At 41.5% G+C, this 16,586-nt stretch carries 16 protein-coding genes; all 16 read right to left on the reverse strand.

Going from position 1 to position 16,586, the window contains the following annotated elements:
• Positions 1 to 48 precede the first annotated feature (48 nt).
• Positions 49 to 1,014 (reverse strand): flagellin, encoded by a 966-nt coding sequence (locus AN214_RS04145; protein ID WP_054978542.1) that lies wholly within the window; start codon positions 1,012 to 1,014, stop codon positions 49 to 51.
• 202 nt (positions 1,015 to 1,216) lie between these two features.
• Positions 1,217 to 2,185, reverse strand: a complete 969-nt coding sequence (locus AN214_RS04150) for a flagellin (RefSeq protein WP_054978543.1) — start codon at positions 2,183 to 2,185, stop codon at positions 1,217 to 1,219.
• Between the two features lie 449 nt (positions 2,186 to 2,634).
• Positions 2,635 to 3,600, reverse strand: coding sequence for a flagellin (locus tag AN214_RS04155; RefSeq protein WP_054978544.1), 966 nt, complete (start codon positions 3,598 to 3,600; stop codon positions 2,635 to 2,637).
• Positions 3,601 to 3,906: 306 nt separating this feature from the next.
• A complete protein-coding gene (gene flgL / locus AN214_RS04160; RefSeq protein ID WP_054978545.1) occupies positions 3,907 to 5,133 on the reverse strand; it encodes a flagellar hook-associated protein FlgL in 1,227 nt (408 codons plus the stop codon).
• Positions 5,134 to 5,138: 5 nt separating this feature from the next.
• Entirely contained in the window at positions 5,139 to 7,151 is a 2,013-nt protein-coding gene (locus tag AN214_RS04165; protein ID WP_054978546.1) for a FlgK family flagellar hook-associated protein, read from the reverse strand.
• On the reverse strand, positions 7,151 to 8,140 hold the full coding sequence (gene flgJ, locus AN214_RS04170) for a flagellar assembly peptidoglycan hydrolase FlgJ (protein WP_054978547.1): 990 nt from the start codon (positions 8,138 to 8,140) through the stop codon (positions 7,151 to 7,153). The genes AN214_RS04165 and flgJ overlap by 1 nt, the downstream gene beginning before the upstream one ends.
• A 134-nt stretch (positions 8,141 to 8,274) precedes the next feature.
• Positions 8,275 to 9,369 (reverse strand): flagellar basal body P-ring protein FlgI, encoded by a 1,095-nt coding sequence (locus tag AN214_RS04175; RefSeq protein WP_010560733.1) that lies wholly within the window; start codon positions 9,367 to 9,369, stop codon positions 8,275 to 8,277.
• Positions 9,370 to 9,377: 8 nt separating this feature from the next.
• Positions 9,378 to 10,061, reverse strand: a complete 684-nt coding sequence (flgH, locus tag AN214_RS04180; protein ID WP_010560734.1) for a flagellar basal body L-ring protein FlgH — start codon at positions 10,059 to 10,061, stop codon at positions 9,378 to 9,380.
• 12 nt (positions 10,062 to 10,073) lie between these two features.
• Entirely contained in the window at positions 10,074 to 10,862 is a 789-nt protein-coding gene (gene flgG, locus AN214_RS04185; protein WP_010560735.1) for a flagellar basal-body rod protein FlgG, read from the reverse strand.
• An 18-nt stretch (positions 10,863 to 10,880) separates the two neighbouring features.
• Positions 10,881 to 11,627: a flagellar basal body rod protein FlgF gene (locus AN214_RS04190; RefSeq protein ID WP_010560736.1), complete on the reverse strand. Its 747-nt coding sequence runs from the start codon at positions 11,625 to 11,627 to the stop codon at positions 10,881 to 10,883.
• 152 nt (positions 11,628 to 11,779) lie between these two features.
• On the reverse strand, positions 11,780 to 13,102 hold the full coding sequence (flgE, locus tag AN214_RS04195) for a flagellar hook protein FlgE (protein WP_054978548.1): 1,323 nt from the start codon (positions 13,100 to 13,102) through the stop codon (positions 11,780 to 11,782).
• Between the two features lie 79 nt (positions 13,103 to 13,181).
• Positions 13,182 to 13,868 carry a flagellar hook assembly protein FlgD gene (locus AN214_RS04200; RefSeq protein WP_010560738.1) on the reverse strand — a complete coding sequence of 229 codons (687 nt, stop codon included), beginning with the start codon at positions 13,866 to 13,868 and terminating at the stop codon, positions 13,182 to 13,184.
• Between the two features lie 12 nt (positions 13,869 to 13,880).
• Entirely contained in the window at positions 13,881 to 14,303 is a 423-nt protein-coding gene (flgC, locus tag AN214_RS04205) for a flagellar basal body rod protein FlgC (RefSeq protein ID WP_010560739.1), read from the reverse strand.
• Between the two features lie 2 nt (positions 14,304 to 14,305).
• A complete protein-coding gene (flgB, locus tag AN214_RS04210) occupies positions 14,306 to 14,710 on the reverse strand; it encodes a flagellar basal body rod protein FlgB (protein ID WP_010560740.1) in 405 nt (134 codons plus the stop codon).
• Between the two features lie 63 nt (positions 14,711 to 14,773).
• On the reverse strand, positions 14,774 to 15,598 hold the full coding sequence (locus tag AN214_RS04215) for a protein-glutamate O-methyltransferase CheR (RefSeq protein ID WP_010560741.1): 825 nt from the start codon (positions 15,596 to 15,598) through the stop codon (positions 14,774 to 14,776).
• A gap of 17 nt (positions 15,599 to 15,615) precedes the next feature.
• A complete protein-coding gene (locus AN214_RS04220; protein ID WP_010560742.1) occupies positions 15,616 to 16,548 on the reverse strand; it encodes a chemotaxis protein CheV in 933 nt (310 codons plus the stop codon).
• Between the last annotated feature and the right edge of the window lie 38 nt (positions 16,549 to 16,586).

Consider the following 16,586-nt stretch of genomic DNA (forward strand, 5'->3'; position numbering starts at 1 on the left):
TGATTACAAAGAGGCTCACTTTCAATGTAATCAGCTTGAGCGAGTCAATTATCCAAGTAAAGAAAGCGCCACTTGTGGTCTTTGGTTAGCTTGGCTCAAAATTGACGTACTTGCTTGTTGCAAAATCTGGTTACGTGTCAACGCAGCAGTTTCTGCAGCAAAGTCTGTATCACGAATACGTGAACGCGCAGCACTCAGGTTCTCAGATACATTTGCTTGGTTTCGAATTGTTGATTGGAAACGGTTTTGCACCGCACCAAGCTCTGCACGTTTTTTATCTACAACTGCAATTAACGAATCCATACCCGCCATTACAACTTGTGCATTTGTCTGCGTTGATACACTCACAGCCGTAGCAATGAACGTATTCGCAAATGTTTCTGTTATAGCTGCACCATCAATGTCTGATACACCTGATGCTAGTGCTGACAATTCATTGCCTGTTACCGCACTTGCAACACCAGCTATTCCTGAAAGAGTAAAACCGCCGTTTGCAGAAACACTATTAATTGTTGCAGTACCACCAACATTTTGCATCGAGAAACCAATAGTTTGAACTGCATCAGCACCCACTTGGAAATTCGCATCATAACTACCATCTAGTAAGTTCTGACCACCAAATGTCGTATCTTCAGCAACACGGTTTACTTCTGATGATAAAGAGCGAATCTCTTCTTGAATCGCTAAGCGGTCCTCATCGGTGTTTGAACCATTTGATGCCTGTTGTGCTAATGTACGAATACGTTGGAACATACCCGTAATTTCATCCATAGCCCCTTCCGCAGTTTGCGCAAGTGAAATACCATCATTGGCATTTCGGATACCTTGATTCAGACCATTAATCTGACCATTTAGGCGGTTAGAAATTTGCATTCCAGCCGCGTCATCTTTAGCACCATTGATACGCAAACCCGAAGATAAACGTTGGAACGAGGTATCTAACGCACTACCTGATTGAGATAGTTGGCGTTGAGCATTAAGTGAGCTCACATTTGTATTTACATATAAAGCCATAATTGCCTCCGCTTTATTAATCTAAGTGCTTATTTAGAAGTACCCCTACTTAAAAATAAGCCCAAATTAGAATCCTAATATAGGGGTTCTAACTGTTTTATCGACAACTTCAGTGAATGCTTTAGAATTTTTTTTAATTTTTTGAACATTTTTTCACAGGCCAAAAAAAACTCCCAATTGGGAGTTTTTTTAATTGTTCTTCTTAGCCTTGAAGTAGACTAAGCGCCGCTTGGGGCCTCTGATTGGCTTGTCCTAAAATAGTCTGACTTGCTTGTTGTAATATTTGCGCTCGTGTCAATGATGCGGTTTCCGTTGCAAAGTCAGCATCTTTAATTCGCGATTTTGCCGCACTTAAGTTTTCTGCAATATTAGCTTGGTTACGAATTGTCGATTGGAAACGATTTTGCACCGCACCAAGTTCTGCACGCTTTTTATCAACAACCGCAATCAATGAGTCAATACCTGCCATCACGACCTGTGAGTTTGACTGAGTTGATACGCTGATCGCAGTTGCAATAAATGTATTCGCAAAGGTTTCAGTAATGGCTGCACCATCGATATCAGACACACCTGACGCCAATGCTGAAAGCTCATTACCTGTTACCGCACTAGCTATGCCCGCGATGCCTGATAACGTGAAACCGCCATTTGCACTCAAACTATTGATTGTCGCAGTACCACCAACATTCTGCATACTAAATCCAACTGTTTGCACTGCATCAGCACCAATTTGGAAACTGGCAGAATAGCTACCATCGAGTAAATTACGACCACCAAATGTCGTATCTGTTGCCACCCGGTTTATTTCTGAGGCCAGCTGGCGAATCTCTTCTTGCAACGCTAAGCGGTCTTCATCCGTGTTTGAGCCATTTGCAGCTTGCTGTGATAAAACACGCACACGTTGTAACATTGACGTCATTTCATCCATCGCACCTTCTGCAGTTTGTGCAAGTGAAATACCATCGTTTGCGTTTCGATTACCTTGATTTAAACCGAGGATCTGCGACTGTAATCGATCGGAAATTTGTAAGCCTGCCGCATCATCGGCTGCACTGTTGATACGTAAGCCCGATGATAAACGTTTGAATGCTGTATCAAGGTCATTTCCTGAACGATCCAACTGACGCTGAGCATTTAGCGAGCTTACATTTGTATTTACATATAAAGCCATAATCTTACTCTCTCTATCTCTACTTATATGGTTAGATATGAGTAACCCGGTAAACGCAGTATCTTAAGTACCACTTGCAACATTGCCTTAGGGGTTTAGGAAAATACTTGCCAGCTCACTACAGGTGAGCGGCAAAACACTACCTAAGTTTTCCTACATATCTTTATTCGAAGAGATTAATTCAATTACTGTGCCAAAAGTGTAGGCAAAAGAAAAAGGAGCCTTGGGCTCCTTTAAAAAGAGAGTATGAAAGTAAGGGTAAAATATAGCAGCGTCAGAAAACTTGATTTATACTTGGTACTATATTTGCTTATTTAAATTTTAGTACGAGAGACCCATCTGGCTTCTTAGTACTTAACTTATTGGGATATTTTAGCAAATGCCTCCGCTTTAAATACCCAATCCAATGCCCTTGCCTACTACCCCATTTGGCGAGGGCATTTTCTTTATTAACCTAGTAGACTTAATGCCGCTTGTGGACGCTGGTTAGCCTGACTAAGAATTGTTTGACTTGCCTGTTGTAGAATCTGGTTACGAGTCAAAGCAGCTGTTTCTACAGCAAAGTCAGCATCTTTGATTCGTGATTTTGCAGCATTTAAGTTTTCAGAAACATTCGCTTGGTTACGGATCGTTGATTGGAAACGGTTTTGCACAGCACCAAGTTCTGCACGTTTTTTATCAACAACCGCAATCAATGAATCCATACCTGCCATCACCACTTGCGCATTTGTCTGTGTAGAGACACTCACTGCTGTGGCAATAAAAGTGTTCGCAAACGTTTCCGTGATTGCTGCACCATCAATATCTGAAACACCTGATGCTAATGCTGATAATTCATTGCCTGTTACCGCACTTGCAATGCCCGCAATACCTGAAAGGGTGAAACCGCCATTTGCAGATAAACTATTAATAGTTGCTGTGCCGCCGACAGTTTGCATGCTGAAACCGATTGTCTGAACTGCATCAGCACCCACTTGGAAACTTGCTGAATATGAACCGTCAAGTAGGTTTTGTCCGCCAAATGTTGTATCGGTTGCTACACGGTTAACTTCTGCAGATAATTGACGAATTTCTTCTTGTAGAGCTAGACGATCTTCATCTGTGTTTGAACCATTTGCAGCCTGTTGAGCCAAGGTACGAACACGTTGAAACATACCCGTTATTTCATCCATTGCACCTTCAGCTGTCTGTGCAAGTGAGATACCGTCGTTAGCGTTACGGTTACCTTGGTTTAAACCATTAATTTGTGATTGTAAACGGTCTGAGATTTGAAGACCTGCCGCATCATCAGCTGCGCTGTTGATTCGTAGACCTGAAGATAAACGCTGAAAAGACTGATCTAAAGCGTTTCCTGAATTCATTAATTGACGTTGAGCATTTAATGAACTTACGTTTGTATTTACATAAAGTGCCATGACTCATTCTCCCGAAGTAAAAATAACTTACTTTCATTTCTCTGGTTTAAGATAAAGCTTGAAGTGTTAATTCAATATCTTCCTAAGTTACTTTTGTTATCGGGCGGCAAAAAAAATCCTTTAGCTTATTTTTTAAATTTTTTATTAAAAAACAATGAATTAAAAAAAGGTAAAAGGTGGCTTATTTAACTTATCGACTATAATTTAAGTTACTTTAGCTTATTTAACTTCTTTGTAATGGGAAAATAACGCTTTTTACATAAAAAAAGCGAGGAAAACCTCGCTTTTATATCTAAAAAATTATGCCTAACGAATGTAATCAAACAGTGAAAGTTGCGTTAAACGGCCAAAAGTTGCCTGAGAGGCCTGAAGCGCAGTCTCCTCTTTAGTTAAATCAGATATTGCAGCAGCCATATCTAATTCGACCAACTTTGCTTTGGATTCTTTGTGATTAATATTGATATCAGATGTAGAGCTAGCCAAACGTTCAGCCACATTAATGCGCCCGCCTAAGTTTGCCTGAGTGATCGATACTTGATTTTGTGAATTCGTTAATCCCGTGATGCCATCCGCCAAAAACTCTTGATAAGCATCATTAGATAGCCCCGGTATACTAAGACCTGTAATTAATTCTTCTAAGGTGTTAAGCATATTTTTCTTTTCAGGTGGTGCTAAGGCAAAGTCTGAAGTACCAGGTGCGGCACCAGATACACTTATTTCCATGCCCTGAAACTTTATGACTTCACCTGTAAAATTACCTGCTGCCACTGGTGTGCCGCCAAGTGTAATAGAATATGTATCTGGTACACCTGCCGATACAGTAACTTGTAGGTTATTATTTGCAGGTACCAATGGGTCGTAATTTGCCTTGTGGAATGCATCAAATTGAGCTTGCTCTTTTACATAAACAGAGCTGCTAGTAATTCCCCCCCCTACCGCCGGAGTATTTGTATCAACATTCAATCGTGCATCAACATTTTCAAATGCATCAGCACCATTATCACTTGATCGAAGGGTTACACCAACTGCCAGTTGCATTTCATGGTTGCCTTGATCCCCCTGATAATCATAAGTACCAGTAGCACTATTAAAAATATAAGTTTGTTTACTGTCCTGAAACCCAGAAAAGATAAACTTTCCATCTTCAGATTTCGAATTCATAAGGTCATATAACGTCGCCTGAATTGATTTCATTTCCTCAGCGATGGTTTCTCGATCCTGTTCAGATAACGCGCCATTGCCCGCTTGAACAGTTAGTTGATAACCTCTTTGTAATGATGTTTTGATGTTCTGCAAAACACTTTCTTCTGTTTGTAGCTTGCTCGTGAGGTAACTATTATTTTTCTGGAATTGATCATTGATATCGATTCGTTCACTAAAAAGGAGTGCTTGCGCAGAAGCCGCTGGATCATCTGAAGGGCTTAAAATTCGCGTTTGCGTCGATACCTTCTCTTGCGCTATCGCTACTTTTTGCTGATTATCTAAAATCTTATCAAGATTATTTTGATACATAATGTTATTTGATAAACGCATACTTTTTACCTCGCAGCATTCAATAGGGTATCAAATACAGTGCCCGCGGTACTTAAAATTTGCGCCGAGGCCGCGTATGACTGCTGATAGCGTAATAGATTAGCAGCCTCTTCATCCAAATTAACACCTGAAATAGACTCATACCATGCATTCGATTGTTCTGCTAGCGCTTCAAATGCCACTTGATTTGTTTTCGCTGCAGAGGTTTTAATACCTACATCAGTGATTAAGTTACCGTAGGCCTCATTCAACTTCGTTAAATTATCCCCTCCTGGTGAAGTAAGAATATTTGCTCTAACAAGCTCTTTATCTTGCAACCCAGCGAGTGCCAAGCCATTTCGATTGTCATCAAACCCATCAGTATTAAACTCAAGGGTAAAAGAGTCTCCTGTATTGGGTACTCCCTCAATATTAAAGTCGAATCCATAGGTATCATAAGGTGCACCAGCTTGATTTAAGACATTTTCATAGGGTGCAGTTAGCACTACTGTATTTGTTACAGGAGGTGAACCGTCTGTTATATTAAATTCATTAGGGTTAGCGGTTTTTATAATAGTAATGGCGCCATTGGTTAATGATGGCGGCGGACCTACAGTAAACCCTGGTGCTTGTGTATCTGATACTAAACCACTTGAAATACTGCCCGTACCTTGGTTATTTAAGTTACTACTGGTACGAATAGGTGAGGCTAAAGCCAAATCCTCGGGTCGAGTAGTTGCTAATTGAATATTCGTTGAAGCACCTGAATTTAATTTGAGCTCAAATTGGTCACCAACATTTGCAACACCTGTCAAGTTTATTTGAAGGCCAAATAACTCGCCGCCAACTGCTGTGGTAGAGTCTGCTTGTCCCGCTACAATATTAGCCACAATCGGTGTACCTACAGGATCGCCATATTTATCAAGTGCGGAGACAGTGATTTCGTTTGCTGCTGTATATTCAATTAAGAAATCAGATGCAGGGATCTCACTTCCTTGGCCTGGTTCTAGCGTTCCTGTAATTTGTCCTGTGCCCGTATTTGCTGCGAAGGCGTAGGCTCCTGAAGTGGGAATCGTAAATAAATCACCACCTAACTCACCATCAGCATCTAGGCCAAGCTTATTTTGTTGATTAAACGCATCAGCCATCGCCAAACTAAGCTGACCTAGTTTATTCTGTGACGGGATTAATATTTCCTCACGATACGCTAATAATCCACCTATTTTTCCCTTTAACACACTGGTATTTACTTCCAGTGGAATTGCTTTTCCTGAATCAACATCAAGTTTCAAATCTTTAAAGTTAGGGTCAGGATCACCCGACAAGGAAAATAAGTTGAATGCCCCATTCTCCATGACGACAGCTTCACCGGTGCCCATAAATACTAATTTCTCACCATTTGGTCCATCTAAAGTCTCAACATCAATATATTCAGAAAGCTCTTTTATTGCCAAATCCCGTTGATTAATGGTGCTATTTAATGCACTGCCATCGGGACCGGAGGAGCCTGAGGCTATTGCTAAATTAAGTTCGCTAATTTTTGTAATAAGACCATTTGCTTCATCGGCATAAATTTCAAGTTGGTCATTCACAATAGTCTTTTGATCAAATACGATGCCTGACAAACGGCCAAGTTGATCGATGTACCCTTGTGCATCATTAAAAAAGAGTGAACGACTCACCGTTGATGAAGGCTGGTTTAAACTTTCTTGCAATGAACTAAATAACGAATTAATACTGGTTGATAAACTATTAGACTCTTCAGCAAACAAGCTATCTACGCGAGCAGATTCATCAACAAACTGATTAAAAAAAGCCAGATTGGATACATCTCGATTGAGCTGTTGCTGGGCGAAATCATTAACCAATCTTACAGTTTGTCCCAAACCAACTTGGTTATCGAACAGCGTTCTATGTTCTGTGCGCTCTCGAACATAACCTTCGGTATTGACGTTGGTAATGTTTTTACTGGTAGTTTGCAGTAACTCTGAACTTGCACGTACACCTGAGTTTGCAATGTTAAGTAGATTAAAAGACATTAGTTAGTGCCTCCTAAACTTGTTATCGAACTTTTCTTCATATTGTTTACATTTATTCCTGAAGCGACAGCATTGAGTGCTTGCGTAAATTCACTGCGCTTTAGCACATCTTTAATTTTATCTGCGTAATTAGGGTCAGTTGCATACCCTGCTTTTTGTAATTCATCGAGATACTGAGATGGGTCAGACGTTGTTTTCAGTGCTGATTGATAGCGTGGGTTTTGCTGTAAAAAGTTAACAAAATCATCAAAGCTTTCAGCAATGCTTTTATACGCTCTAAAATTAGATTGTTTTTTAACGGCAACGCCTTGTTCAAATTCAAGCGACGCTTTAGCTGCTTTATCACCTTGCCATGCTCGGTCAGCTTTAATATTGAAAAAATTATTTGAGCTTTGCCCATCACTCTTAGTAATCACATGTTTTCCCCAGCCTGTTTCAAGCGCTGATTGCGCCAACATAACAGCTGGACTTAACCCTATTTTTTCAGCTGCGCTTTTAGCGTGCTGCCAAAGTTCAGAAACAAACGACTGCTCATTTTCAAATGCGGTTTCTTCACCTATAGTATTTGTCTGTTTTGGTGAATCTGTATTTGCGGTATTCAATGAAGGCTTTTGCATTGGCGCTATTTGGTCTGTTGAAAACAAACTTGCAGGCGTATATTTTCCTGGCGTTGGTGAAAGTTGCTGGACGATAATATCGGCTAGCCCTAATGCACCACTTTGCGAAAGTTCCATAGAAAGCTGCTGATCGTGCATATCACGATAAAATTTAACGCTGCTTTCATTAAACGGGCTATCTTCGTCTTCAAATGCTTCATTGGCTTTACGCATACTTTTAAATAGCATTTGGGTAAAAATAGATTCAAACTGAGCTGCAACTTGCTTGAGCGCCTTTTTATCAGGATCGCCTTGCAGCGCTTCTTGACGTATAGAATCTAAGTTACTCAAGTCAAAGAAACTTTGTTGATGATTTATGTTGTTACCATCCATAAGTCAGCTCTCATTCAATAAATTGGCTACGAAACACACTGATAAATCAATGCAAAAATCAAGCCAAAGAAACCAAACTAGAACGCTAAACAAAAAAGCCCTGCAATGCAGGGCTTTAGTAACAATCTTTAAACTTAAATCACGATTAGCTGGCCACTTATTGCGCCCGCCTCTTTCAGCGCTTCAAGTATTGCCATTAAATCACCGGGCGCCGCGCCGACTTCGTTAATCGCTCGCACGAGATCATCTAAACTCGCACCTGGATCAAATACAAAGGCGCGGGTATCATCGCGTGCAACATCAATAATACTTTGCTCTGTAACAACCGTTTGCCCACCAGCAAGTGCGTTGGGTTGATTAACATTTTGCTGCTCTGCAATCGTAACGGTCAATCCACCATGGGTGATTGCAGCGGGCTCCAAAGTAACATTTTTACCAATAACGATAGTGCCTGTACGCGAATTAACGATAATTTTTGCGCTGTTATCAGCTGGTTCGAATTCAAGGTTTTCTAAGGTAGCGAGGTAAGCTACGCGCTGCGCAGGGTCGCGTGGTGCTAACACTTTAACCGACGCTGCATCCATTGCTGTGGCAGTATTTGGACCTACTAAATCGTTTATCGTATCAGACAAGGCTTTTGCAGTAGAAAAATCAGGACGGTGCAAATTAAATGTAATGTGATCACCTTGGTTGAACGGCGACGCAACCGCACGTTCGACAATCGCTCCATTTGGCACGCGGCCCACAGTTGGTGTATTTACTAATACTTTACTGCCATCAGCACCTTCGGCGCCTAATCCGCTAACCACCATGCTGCCTTGTGCAATTGCATACACGTTGCCATCAACGCCCTTTAGAAAGGTTTGAATTAATGTACCACCGCGCAAGCTTAATGCGCTACCAATTGACGATACGGTAACATCGATTGTTTGGCCCGGTTTCACGAAAGGCGGTAAATCAGCATGTACAGCTACTGCTGCGACATTCTTAATCTTAGGCTTTAAGTTTGCAGGTAAAGTGATACCAAAACTGCTGAGCATGGCTTTAAAACTTTGCTCGGTAAAGCTACTTTTTTCGCCTGTGCCAGGCAAACCAACAACTAAACCATAACCAACAAGCTGGTTACTACGCACCCCTTCAACAACGGTCACATCTTTAATGCGTTCTGCTGTTGTTGGGAAACTAAAAAGGCTAAGAAGCGCGATAAAACCAATAGCAAAATTACGCATGCGACCTCCTAAAAAGGGTTTAATGGGCTTAAGAAGAACTGAGCTAACCAGCCTGCTTCTTGTGCATCTGCCAGTGCCCCTTTACCAGAGTACTGAATACGTGCGTTTGCAATACGGGTAGACATCACCATATTGTCAGCACTAACATCCTTCGGACGAACGATGCCTTCTAAACGAATAAACTCTTCACCGGTATTAAGCGTGAGCCACTTTTCACCGCGAATAACTAAATTACCGTTTGGTAATACGCGCATCACATTAACTGAAATATTACCGTTTAGACTATTTGACTGATCTGACTTCGCATCGCCTTTATATGAGCCCTCTGAACCAACACCGTATTGCAACGCATCACCATTGATCGTCACTGCATTACCGCCAAATCCAGTAACCGGTGATAGTGCAAAATCCGTTTCTCGGTCAGTTTCCGTTTTTGCCGTTTTTGATGCCTGAGTTGATTCACTCAGCACTACGGTAATAATGTCACCTTGGCGCAGCGCTTTTTGGTCTGAATAAAGGTCATTTGAGTAATGTATATTATAAAGTGAGCCCGTATTTACCTGCGACACATCGGTATCTTCAGGATACAGCGGCGCATAATACGGATCATCACGTTCGACGAAACGGTTTGCTGTTGTCACACAACCGCTTAAAAGTACGCTGCCGATCAATGTTAATAGTAACTTACTCATGCTAACCACCTATTAAAGCTGCTGATTAATGTAACTCAACATTTCATCAACCGAAGAAATCACTTTTGAATTCATCTCATAAACGCGCTGCGTCTCAATAAGATTTACCAACTCTTCGGTTACATTCACGTTTGATGTTTCAAGAGAGCCCTGCACAATCACACCTAATCCATCCACACTCGGGTTACCTTGCACTGGTGCACCACTTACTGCGGTTTCTGTGTAGAGGTTTTGCCCCATAGGCTCAAGACCTGATGGATTAATAAAATCAGAAATAGTGAGCTGACCAATTACCGCGTTATCTGCTTGCCCTGCGATACGCACTGATACTTCGCCATCTTGCGATACAATAATCTGCTGTGCATCGTCAGGGACGTTCATTTCTGGTTGTAACGGATAACCTGCACCCGATGTTACGATGCGACCTTCTTCATCTGTGGTAAATTGGCCATTTCGCGTATAGGCAAGACTACCGTCCGGCATCGCAACTTCAAAAAAACCCTGACCTTGAATCATCCAGTCCATCGAGTTATCAGTTGTTAGCATATTTCCTTGTGAGAAATTCTTTTGCGTAGCAACTACTTTTGAGCCCGCACCTAACATTAAACCCGATGGCAGTTGCGTATCTTGCGATGAGCGACCACCCGGTTGATTAATATTTTGATAAAGCAAATCTTCGAAAATCGCACGGCTTTTTTTGTACCCTACGGTGCTCGCGTTTGCTAAGTTATTTGATATTACAGACGTATCGGTTTGCTGCGCATCGATACCTGTTTTACTGATCCACAATGCAGGATGCATACTAACCTCCAAAAACCATTAATAAATTCGCATAAGAGAACTTTGGCTTTCGTCAATTTTCTCTGCGGTTTTCATCATTTTGACTTGCAACTCAAACTGACGTTGGTGTGAAATCATTCCCACCATCTCATCAACTGGGTTCACATTAGACATCTCTAATGCACCGCTAGTTACTGTCATATTTGGGTCGGTATCCAGTTCCGCCCCATCTTTATTTCTAAACAAGCCATCCAACCCTTTTTCTAAAGGTTGAACACCATACGCACTGACCAACTTTAAACGGTCGATATCTTCAATAAAATTTGCAGGTGCGCCTTGCGGCCTAACTTGGATCATGCCGTCTTTGGCAATTTGTACTTTTTCAATCGGCACAGGCAAAATAACGGGACCCGCTTCACCGATGACAGGTAAGCCATTAGCTGTAAATAGCTGCCCTGTTTCACTCATGCGTAAATTGCCTGAACGAGTGTAGGCCTCGTCACCATTTGCATCTTGCACAGCAAGCCAACCGTTTTCACCAACCGCAATATCAAGTTCACGACCGGTCATAGATAAGGCGCCAGCACTCAAGCGTGAGCCCGGTCTTTCTTCCATCGCAAATACGCGAGTTGGTAAGCCTTCACCAAATGCCTGCATAGAACGTGCTTGTTCTAAATCAGCTTTAAACGCAGTGGTTTTTGCATTAGCCAAATTATTAGCTTTAACTGCAATACCCAACATATTTTGTTTAGCGCCCGATGCAGCGACATAAAGTAATTTATCCATCGACTCGACCTAATAGTGATCACTAATAGTTAGGTAGAGCAAAAATGATGCCAATCGCAATGATTGAAAATTGACGCTATTGAGAAATAACAAATTAAATAAAAAAGAGCTGAAAAATCAGCCCTATAAAGAAGTGAATTACGCTAACTAAATTAGCGGATCTGTAAGATGTTTTGTTGCAGTGTTGAGTTAACTTCTAAAGCTCGTGAGTTCGCTTGGAAGTTTCTCTGCGCAGAAATTAAATCCACAAGTTCGTTGGTTAAGTTTACGTTAGATTGCTCAAGCGCACTTGAATTAATCGTACCTAATGTGCCAGAGTTAGGCTCACCTGCTATTGGCTCACCGGACGTTAAACTTTCTTTCCACGCCGTATTGCCTACCTGTGATAAACCTTGTGAATTAGCAAATCGTACCATAGACACTTGACTAATATAGGTTGAATCTCCATTACTGTATGACGCAACGATCTTACCATCGGTGCCGATATCAATACCCGTTAAGCGCCCTACTGTTGCACCATCTTGTTCAAGCGCTTTTACCTCAAAACGACTCGCATACTGAGTTGGTTGTTTATTTGCAGTACCAGCTTCATCACGCCAATTGATGTTTACGTCATTTGGAAAGGCCGCACCATTAGTTAAAAGACTAGATAAGTTACCCGCAGTTAATGAAACCGGATCAAATGTGGTATTTGGGGCCGTAACTGGTGCTGATGGTAGACCGCTTGAATCAAATGTGAATGTGCTAACAGGACCTGCTGCAGGATTAGTACCTGTATTATCAAACTCTTGACCATCTAATGTTGCACGAACTTCCCACTGGTTATTAGTGGCCGTTTTAACAAAGTAAAACTGCATAATATGCGGCTCACCAAGTGAATCGTATACTGTCGTAGATGTAGATGCATTAAACGTAGCAGAATCTGTTGGATTAAATGGCGCTACTGTAGGCTGAGTTGCACCTGCATCTAAGTTAAATGAGGTATACACATTATTTGTTGCGCGTGGTGCACCTGATGCATCCGGAATTTGAATCGGAGAAGCTGTGCTTAAACTTACAGACGTTGTATCACCATTCGATGGGTCTACAGGGAAACCACGTAAAAAGTTACCTTGTGCATCGACAACGAAATTATCTTTGTTAAGTTTGAATGCACCAGCACGTGTATAGGTATAATCTTGCGATGATAAGGAATCAGTCATCGCAAAGTAACCTTCGCCGGTAATCGCTAAATCAAGCGCGTTTTGAGTAAACTGTAATGAACCCTGATTAAACTGTTGTGCAACAACCGTTGTTTGCACACCGTCACCATTTTTCGTTTTGCCCGAACTAAATACCGACGCAGCATATACATCTGCGAATTCAGCTCGTGACTCTTTAAAACCTGTTGTGTTTACGTTCGCAATATTGTTTGCGGTTACATCGAGATCTTTTTGTGCCGCAGCTAATCCCGTTAATGCAATATTAAAACTCATAATTCACCTCTTAAACTCGCAGTCCTGATTGTTAGAAAACTGCTTACTCGGAGTTATTTATTCAACTTTAATGCCAAGATTAACCTTGAGCGATTTCGACAACATCACTTAAATTAATCGAACCAGCGCCCGTGTTAAGTACCAAGCCATGTGTGCCTTTTAAACTAACACTTGAAATGTTCAAAAACGCACCAGTTGGAAAACTCATATACTCACCATCTGCGACTCGTCCTTCCGCCGTCATCGCGTAATTGCCAGGTGGCAACGGATTACCGCTTTCATCTTTGCCATCCCACTCAAACTTTGCTGCGCCCGCTGTCTTCGAACCAATATCCAGCGTGCGAACAACCTCACCCGCTGCATTTTTGATTTTTACCGTGACATCATGAGCCGAGGTATCCAGCGCCACACTGCCAGTCGATGTTTTGCCATCTCTTAGTTCTAGCACTGTTGATGGAACCAGTGCATCTTTACCAACCAAAGTTGATGCTTGTAGTGCAGAATTCGAAGTCATCGTTGAAGCAAAGCTTTCAAAGTTTGCATTCAATTGACTAATACCATCAGCCATCGAAAAGCTAGTCATTTGCGCAATCATCTGATCGTTATCCGCAGGTTTAGTCGGATCTTGATACGATAACTGCTGCGTTAACAATGCAAAGAAATCTTCTTGTTTTAGCTGATCGTTATCATTTTGTTCAGGAACACCTGTCGGTGTTTTCCATTTAACTGAATCAATAAAACTGTCGTTACTCACGTTTGTTGTCATGATCAGCTCCTATTAGTTTTGACCCATGCGCAGAGTACGAGACAGCATTTGTTTCGCTGCATCAGCTACTTGAACATTGGTTTGGTAATTACGTGATGCAGAAATCATATTTGCCATTTCTTCCACAACATTGACATTCGGCTTATAGATAAAACCATCTTTATCAGCCAGCGGATGCTCTGGATTGAATTCACGCTTAAGTGGTTTGTCACTTTCAACAATACCAAGCACCTTTACTCCAACCGCTTCACCTTGTTGCGCGTTGACCGCTTTGCTCAATTCTGCAGAAAAAACAGGATGACGCGCACGGTAAGTTTCATCAGCACTTGAACTCACTGAGTTAGCATTAGACAAATTACTTGCAGTCGTATTTAAACGCACAGATTGTGCACTCATGCCAGTACCAGAAATGTTAAATACATTATATAGACTCATAATTATGCCCCTTGCCCACCTAGTGCTTTTTTCAAGCCTTTAAACTTACCGCCTAAAAAGTTAATGCTTGCTTGGTACTCCATTGCGTTTTGAACATACTTACTACGTTCTTCCTGCATATCCACAGTATTACCGTCGCCGGTATCAGGCTGAGTGGGTACTCGATACAAGGTGTTACTTTCTAAACTATTAATAGATAGATCGAAGTGTTTTTCGTGAGTGGTCGACAAGCGCTTAGATTGGCTCGATTTAGCCTGCTCAAGGGCTTTTGAAAAATCGATGTCTCGCGCTTTGTAGTTTGGCGTATCTGCGTTAGCAATATTGGTTGCTAGCACTTCTGCTCTTTGCGAACGAGCAAGAGTAGCTTGCGGATGAATGCCGAGTGCTCTGTCAAAACTGATAGCCATAACTTCTCCAAAAAAGTGACTTTGAAGAAGTCATGCAAATAGTAAGCCAGAGCTACTGACTAATTATTTTTTTTGATAAATGATACCGGGATTACAGCGGATCATTTCAAAATCCTCGCTTAATCCAGTCATAGATTCTGACGCGCCTAGAAATAAATACCCTTTAGGGCTAAGGGCTTGGTGAAATTGTTTAATAATTTTTGCTTTAACTTCCGGTGAGAAGTAAATCAACACATTACGACAAAAAATGATTTCAAATTTACCCATAAGGGCATACGAATCTAACAAGTTTAAGTGGCGAAAGCTCACCATCCGCTTTATATCATCGTTCACTTTTGCCATACCGTGATCCGAATCCGTAAAAAACTTGCGACGTCTTTCAGGTGATAGGCCTCGTGCCAGCGCAAGCGAATCGTATTCAGCATTTTTACAGATATCTAACATGGTGTTAGATATATCTGTACCAACAATATTAACGCCCGCTAGTGCTCCTGGCTTTGACTGCTTGAATTCAGCGGCACTCATAGCGATTGAATACGGTTCTTGCCCTGAAGAACTTGCTGCTGACCAAATTTTAATAGGTCTGCGCAGCTCCGACAGTTCAGGGAAAAGTTTATTTTTAAGCAATTCGAATGGGTATGTATCACGAAACCACAGAGTTTCATTAGTTGTCATTGCATCAACAACCGCAGCCCTTAACTGACGTTCACGCGGGCTAAGCGTTTTAGTCACTAATTCTGATAAAGAGTCGACATCAAACCTTGCCATTAAAGGTGCAAGACGGCTCTTTACTAGATACTGTTTATTGTCACCTAGCACAATGCCACATTGCTGCTCTAAAAAGCTTTTAAATTGCTGATATTCTTTATCATCTAAGTTTTTGTTCAAGTTTATTACTCGCTGGTCTAATCTTCATGAACCCACTTTTTAACCGCAGTAGCTAGCTCGTCTGGGTTAAACTTCGCAATAAAATCATCAGCTCCGACTTTTTCAACCATCGCCTGATTAAATACACCACTGAGTGATGTATGTAATATAACATGAAGCGGTGCTGTTCTGGGATCAGCCTTTAGTTCCGCTGTTAACGTATATCCATCCATTTCAGGCATTTCTACGTCTGAAATAAGTAGGGCCACGCGTTCAGTAACCACACTTTGGCAATCTTTCTCGGCAATTTCTTTCAGGCGAACGAGCGCCTCGCGTCCATTTTTTGCCACCTCAGTTTGCACACCTAAAGGCTCAAGTGCACGTTTCACTTGGTTTCTCGCAACTGTCGAATCATCGGCAATAAATACAATACGCTCACCAAGGTCTTTTTGCATTTCACCATCTGAAACCAAATCAGCGCTCACCTCGGTGTTTACTGGGCAAATTTCATTCAGTATCTTTTCTACATCCAGTATTTCAACGAGTTCCTTTTCGATTTCAGTTACTGCAGTTAAATACGAATAACGCCCCGAACCTGACGGGGGTGGCATAATTGATTCCCAGTTGATATTAACGATACGTTCAACCGAGTCGACTAAAAAGCCCTGCACTGAACGGTTATATTCAGTAATGATAATAAAACAATCTTTTGTATCTTGAATTCCTGGGCCACCAATAGCTAACGAAAGATCGATAACCGAAATTGTTTGCCCACGTATATGCGCCACACCTTTAACATAATGATTAGATTTTGGCATTGCCGTTAAGTTAGGACACTGTAAAACCTCACGTACTTTGAACACGTTAATTCCGAACCGCTGCCTGCCTTTTAACTTAAACAGCAACAACTCTAGCCTATTTTGACCTACGAGTTGCGTTCGCTGATTAACCGAATCTAAAATGCCTGCCATTTCAATCTCCTAACTTGAAGCAATGAAAAGGAATACTT

Origin of the sequence: Pseudoalteromonas sp. P1-9 (assembly GCF_001399975.1) — a bacterium.
GTDB lineage: Bacteria > Pseudomonadota > Gammaproteobacteria > Enterobacterales > Alteromonadaceae > Pseudoalteromonas.